This is a genomic window from Syntrophales bacterium (assembly GCA_030655775.1).
Lineage (GTDB): Bacteria > Desulfobacterota > Syntrophia > Syntrophales > JADFWA01 > JAUSPI01.
The window spans coordinates 1-6,077 of record JAUSPI010000062.1 but is presented as its reverse complement, the minus strand read 5'-3'; the positions used below and the strand labels follow the sequence as shown (position 1 = coordinate 6,077).

Below are 6,077 nucleotides of genomic sequence, written 5' to 3'. Positions count from 1 at the left end.
CGAGGATGTGGGTGTGAGGATTGTATCCCAGGAAATCGCCGAAGGTCTGCATGGCGATGACGGCGCCGGGGATGGGATCATTTTCGGGAACCGCCTCCTGGACAAAGACCTTCAGGGATTCCCAGGCGCAGCGACTGAGATCGGCAAGAAGCTTCCGATCGTAGAGAAAGTAACGGCGGAGGATTTTCGGGATACTGAATACGAAATGCCGGTGGGGAATCTTTTTGAGGACATCCATGCACAACCATTCCCCGAATTCCACGACGCGCTTCTGATGGCATGATGGGCAGAAATGGCGGCGCTTGCAGGAGAATGCCAGGAGATATTCATGGCCGCAATCTTTGCATTTCACACGGGCAAAGCCGTTGTGCAGATCGCCGCAATCGAGATAGCGATAGATGACCTGCTCGACATAAGGCCGCCAGAATCCGTACTGCCGTGAAAAATGATCGTCATAAATCCCGACAAAGGTTTCAAAATAGTCCTCCACACAGCGGTAGTAATCCGAAGACTGCGGATTTCGTGGGCGATAAACGGCGGCAGGAAGGGACACGATCTTTCTCCTTCGAGAATATCATGTCGCCATAATGTAGAACGATCGTTCTATTTGTCAAGTAGAATCCCAGAAAATATTTTTGTTAATAAGAATGGGAATTTGCCTGGCCGCTCAACTGGCCGCAGGCGGCGAGGATGTCACTGCCCTTTGCCGGCTCTGAGGATTGCCGTGTAGTTTATGATTTTTGTGGTTATTCAATTCTGTTAAATGAAGATCCCATGGGCTAAATAAACGACGACATTCAGACTGATAAGTTTTACCTGCATCATATAACCCCGCCAGCTCAGAAAGCGTCGGCATCCGCCAGTCCGTATAACCTCCCCCACGATAATTCTCGCAATAGTTCTTGGCATTTTGCCAGTTAATATCTGAGCCGTTGTCCTTCGCCGCCCACATCAGGTTCGTACTCGTGTCCAGGACAGTTCCATCGCCATAGGCGATAAAGCGGCCATCCCTTTTAATCTCATTAGCTGTGGATACCGTAGGCCGTTTTCCCATGGAGAGGGTCGTGTTCTTTTTTGCCTCCAAAGCAGCTTTCTCTTCTTCTATTTTCTGCCGTTTCTCCTCCAAGGCTTTCTTTTTCCCCAGTAGCGCCTTCTCCTTTTCCAGCTTGCGATCTTCATCTTCAATTTTCATGGCTTCATCATCAAGCGCATCCGTGTCCGATGTCTTGGACGCTACTGATTCAGCCTTGTCTGTGACAATTCTACCCGATGGAGTAATATCTGTTGCCGTTTTGCCATTGCCCGGCATAAAAAAGAAATCTCCCTCTAAAGAGGATAACTCCCAAGGCACCTGCCCTGTTTTTAACCTTTCTCTTAACCTGCTGTTTGCCGCCACACCTCCAACCACAGCGATATGATCGCAGCTCTTTTCCAGAGCGGCGTTAATGACCTTATATGACAAAACATCAATGACTGATTCCTGAAATCCTGCCGTAATATCAGGAATCTGCTGTTTATAGGTGCCTTCGTGAATCTTCACATACCGGCTTACGGCTGTTTTAATCCCGCTGAAGCTAAAATCAAATCCAGATTTGTCCAGATATGTCCTGGGAAAATCAATCTTTCCCGGATCCCCGTCTTTAGCAAGTCTCTCAATAACGATTCCTCCGGGATAGCCAAGACCAAGCAGTTTGGCAACCTTATCAAATGCCTCTCCGGCAGCATCATCCCTGGTTTGCCCCATAAGCTCAATTTCAGTATAAGAAACAACGTGGGTAATGCTTGTGTGGCCGCCTGATGCCAGCAGCGCCACAAAAGGAAAAGGAGGCGGGTCAGACTCTAAAAAGACAGAATTAATATGCCCATCAAGGTGATTTACACCCACCCATGGAATATCAAGGGCAAAAGCATATGCCTTTGCAAAGGAAAAACCAACAAGCAGCGAACCTATAAGCCCGGGCCCCTGGGTTACGGCAATTCCATCAAGCTGTTTTAAATCAATGCCGGATTTACCAATCGCTTCCTTGACGACAGGAACAATAGACTCAATATGTTTCCTTGAAGCAAGTTCAGGCACAACGCCGCCGTATGGATGATGGATATCTGTCTGAGATGATACAACAGAAGATAAAGTTTTATTTCCGTCAACCACCACTGCCGCCGCTGTTTCATCACATGAGGTTTCAATGCCTAATATTATCAAAAGTTATTTACTCACTATTTCGTAGGGCAGAACCTTTATAGTGCGCTCTGAAAGGGGGATATCCACAAGCCAGCTTCCAACAGCATCGGCTGTGTAATAAGGGGTGTTGTCTAATTTTGGAGGCAAAGGCTGCCGGGTTTTAGTTGCAACCACCATGATCGCCTCTCTGTCCTTTTTGTGTTCAGGCAATGTGCCGACCTTCAGATGAATCCCTGAAGCCTGCTCAAATTTTGTCGGAAACCGAAAATAATCGCCCTTTGCAAGGCTGCTTTGTTCTCTAACTCTGGAAGGAACCAGAATAATTGCCCGGCTGTCCGCTGTCAGGTTGATAAGGGTTATGAAACATCTCCGGCTGGCCCTGGCTTCGACAAACATCTCTTCGCCTGTGGTAAACACACGTTCTTGTTTAGCTTTGCATCAAGCTTAAATGCCGGGTCAGGCTTGCCCTCAGGCATTGCGACACAGGCGTTAAGCCTTACTTTGTAAATAACGACAGGAGGCTTGGTTTTATCTTTCTGCAAGACATCCACATCCCATTGCAAAACCTTTTCAGCTACAATCTGGCCGTATGAAGAAGAATTGACAACATCTGAAAGAAGCGTAAAATCCTGCACAATACTTGCCGAAGCAAGCTGAACACCGGCCACGTTCTCTATTGCGTTTCTTCTTGCCTCAGTCAGGGCTATTTGCGCCGCCTCTGTTGCTGTAACATTGGAGACCTCAGCCTGGCCTTCACATGTCACCCATCTGCCATCTGCCGAACCGGCGGGAACAGGCGCAAAAAGTAATAACAAGCAAAATAATATTGGAATAATTCGGTTCATTTATATTTAATAATCACGGCATTCTTACTGCCCATAATCTGGGGTTGCTGTTCCCTCATGTAGAGACGCCGCGCCATGTAACTTACCTCATCGGCAAGATAATTGTGAAGCTCTCCTCCTGTTACATTCCCGTCCTTGTCTGTATCTGCCTCTCCCTGAAGCCCTTTCAGAAAATAGTAGGTATAAAGACCGTGCTTTTTGGCAGGATACCATGAGCTTATCTGATCCCCTGTGGATGAGGTCAACACGCACGCATTCTTCATGGTAAGGAGAGGATTTTTAACATCAATAAATACAGGTGACGCATTCTTTAAAAGCATCCCTTTCTCTGATCCGCCGCTAAAGCAGGTGTCCAGAACAACCGTGATGGACCGGGCAGGGAGCTTTGCCAGGTTATCGTAAAAAAGCTTGAGGCTGTATCCGTTAAAACGAACAGTTGACGGATCGCAGTCCACAGGCACAAAATAACCGGTCTTAGTCTTAACGTCAGGAGCGCCGTGGCCGGAATAATAGATAAAAACATCGGATTCGTCTGGTCTCAGATAGCTGTAAAGCTTTGCCTTATAATCGCTCTCAATGCCAAAGAAGGTCCTGAACTGGGCCTGGGTGGCATTTTCCAGATAAATAATGTTCCCCTCCCGATAACCAAGTGTCTTTTGCGCATACTTTTTGACAATACGGGCATCGGAAATGGCATAATCAACATTCGGCACATCCTTTGAATTATAATTCTGGTTGCCGATAATCACCGCCACACCGTATTTATTTTCGATCTGCGCACGGGGCACCTTACTGTCAACATCAGCGGATTTGCTTACGGAAAGTGATGCCTTTTCGTTTTTGCCGGATGCGGAAAAGGATAATGAAACAAAAAGGAACAAGACCGCAAAAATTATTATGCATTCCCACGCAGGAGCGTGGGAACGAGTCAATATCATTTTCCTGTTCATAACAGCCTCCTGTTATCAGATTTGCCGTTTTATCTCACGCAGTATCTTTTGCAGCGCCGGTATCAAAACAGGCACATCCTCAGCCATTGTTTTCCATACCACCAGCAGATTTACCCCAAAGTAATGATGTATCAGCTTGTCCCGCATACCAGCAATTTCGCGCCAGGGAACTTCAGGATACCTTTCCCGCAACTCTTGCGGAATCTGCCTGGCAGCTTCACCAACGATTTCTAAAGATCGAATCACAGCAAAGGTTGTTTTGTCATCTTCTTTGAACTGCTCGAAACTCATGTTTTCGATGAACTGTGAGCCTTTCTCCAGAGCTTCCAGAATATCTTCAAGATAATCAATATATACTCGTTCAGTCGTCATACGCGGATAACCTCACGCAAAATATGTTGTCCAATATTAGGTTTGAGAGCATCTTGCATGACCAAATCTACCTTTACGCCCAGTAAATCTGAAAGATAGTTTTCTAAAGCAATAAATTTGAGCAGGCTTGGGGTTTCGGAAAATGTGACCAACACATCCAGGTCGCTATCTGTGTGTTGTTCTCGACGGACATATGAACCAAAAATACCTAATGATTGTACTTGGTAGCGATTTGCAAGTAACGAGAAGTGTAGTTTAAACAATTCCCGAAAGCGTGTAATATCCTTCTCTTTCATCTTATAAAACTCCGTGTATTGCAACATGAGCCTCTAATAGATTGCAGATCGTAGTCAAAATCTTCGCTTGTCCAGATTTCACCCTTGTTCAGACCCGCTATTCTCTTTATAATAGTCTCTTTTCAGCGTTATCGGCTTATGCATTCTCACGCAGGAGCGAGGGAACGAGGTAAAACCCGCAATATAAATAACCCCCTAATATTACATTAAGAACTATTGGCATTTTCTCGTTTTTCAACGGATTTGTCAACACATACTTTCAAAAGTGCCCAACCGCCGTTTTCGTTTTTCCTGCTAACAGCGGCCAAGTAGGGCACGTTCCCCGAACGTGCCTGAGAACGGGCCGATGGGGCATCTGCCCCTACAAACCGCAAACCCCCTGTAGGGCGCGTTCCCCGAACGTGCCAAATTACAGTTCCCCGAATGTGCCAAATTACAGCGGCAGTGAATCTGCCATCTTGCTATACGGATATTCATGCCAATGGGATACTATACCCTTTCTTACTGGATTGTTTACGATATACTCGGCTATCTTAAGCATAGACTCTTCTTTTCTCACAATATGATCATAAAAATTCTTCTGCCAGAGTGGGTTAATGCCAAACGACACCTTAATAATCCTGGCTGTATAACGTTTAAATGCCGCAACCCAATTCTGAAGGCTCTTTTGATAATCGTCGGTCAATGAAAGCAGGATATGTAAGTGATCCGGCATAATGCAGTAACAAAACAATTTTATCTCATTTGCATCCCTTCTGAATTTCATCTCATCTTCGACCATCACAGCTATATTATCGTTCAAAAAATATGATCGCCTGTCAGCCGTACAGATGGTTAAGAAAAATACAGATGTGCTGTTTTTATAATCGAAATTACTCAGATGTAGTTTTTTTCTCTGTTTTGTTGTTATGTTTGAATGTTGTACATTCATCGTCGATTTTCTCGGAAACTTCTCGAGATTTTCGGCCTGTTCGGGGAACAAGCCCTACTCGGAAACTTCTTTATGGCCGGTATGGACCATTTCAGAAGATCGTATGTTAGTGTAAGAGAATCAGGTCCGGTCTTTTTAGCCATGGTTATAAAAATTTACGTGGAGCGGCCTGCATGCAGGCCGCTTTGTATAAAGTGTAAAAGGGTCAAGGTATAAGGTTTAATAAGCCCGGGCAACACAACACACAACACGAAACCCGATGCCGTTGAACCCGCAGCCTGGATCGTACCTGCCGCGGGAGGCGGATCGCAGGTGCCTCGCGTAATCGCGCCAGGAACCGCCACGCAGGACGCGAGCCGTGCCTGAAGAAACGCCTTCAGGAGCTGTAACATGGCCTGATGGGTAATCACCAAACCAGTCCTCACACCACTCCCAGACATTGCCGTGCATGTCATACAAACCCCATGCATTAGGCGAAAAACTTGCCACCTCTATGGTTTT

The 6,077-nt window shown here is 46.1% G+C and carries 9 protein-coding genes; all 9 read right to left on the bottom strand.

What is annotated here, in order from left to right; genetic code table 11:
- On the bottom strand, positions 1 to 553 hold a 553-nt coding region (locus Q7J27_03215), incomplete at its 3' end, for a transposase zinc-binding domain-containing protein (protein ID MDO9528147.1).
- A gap of 114 nt (positions 554 to 667) precedes the next feature.
- Entirely contained in the window at positions 668 to 2,203 is a 1,536-nt protein-coding gene (tsaD, locus tag Q7J27_03210; protein MDO9528146.1) for a tRNA (adenosine(37)-N6)-threonylcarbamoyltransferase complex transferase subunit TsaD, read from the bottom strand.
- A gap of 3 nt (positions 2,204 to 2,206) precedes the next feature.
- Positions 2,207 to 2,578 carry a hypothetical protein gene (locus Q7J27_03205; GenBank protein ID MDO9528145.1) on the bottom strand — a complete coding sequence of 124 codons (372 nt, stop codon included), beginning with the start codon at positions 2,576 to 2,578 and terminating at the stop codon, positions 2,207 to 2,209.
- A complete protein-coding gene (locus Q7J27_03200; protein ID MDO9528144.1) occupies positions 2,539 to 3,027 on the bottom strand; it encodes a hypothetical protein in 489 nt (162 codons plus the stop codon). Before Q7J27_03200 ends, Q7J27_03205 begins: the two co-directional genes overlap by 40 nt.
- Positions 3,024 to 3,977 carry a caspase family protein gene (locus tag Q7J27_03195; GenBank protein ID MDO9528143.1) on the bottom strand — a complete coding sequence of 318 codons (954 nt, stop codon included), beginning with the start codon at positions 3,975 to 3,977 and terminating at the stop codon, positions 3,024 to 3,026. The genes Q7J27_03200 and Q7J27_03195 overlap by 4 nt, the downstream gene beginning before the upstream one ends.
- Positions 3,978 to 3,992: 15 nt before the next feature.
- A complete protein-coding gene (locus Q7J27_03190) occupies positions 3,993 to 4,349 on the bottom strand; it encodes a DUF86 domain-containing protein (protein MDO9528142.1) in 357 nt (118 codons plus the stop codon).
- Positions 4,346 to 4,645 carry a nucleotidyltransferase family protein gene (locus tag Q7J27_03185; protein ID MDO9528141.1) on the bottom strand — a complete coding sequence of 100 codons (300 nt, stop codon included), beginning with the start codon at positions 4,643 to 4,645 and terminating at the stop codon, positions 4,346 to 4,348. The genes Q7J27_03190 and Q7J27_03185 overlap by 4 nt, the downstream gene beginning before the upstream one ends.
- Positions 4,646 to 5,078: 433 nt before the next feature.
- A complete protein-coding gene (locus Q7J27_03180; GenBank protein MDO9528140.1) occupies positions 5,079 to 5,576 on the bottom strand; it encodes a transposase in 498 nt (165 codons plus the stop codon).
- A gap of 219 nt (positions 5,577 to 5,795) precedes the next feature.
- On the bottom strand, positions 5,796 to 6,077 hold a 282-nt coding region (locus tag Q7J27_03175; protein MDO9528139.1), incomplete at its 5' end, for a formylglycine-generating enzyme family protein.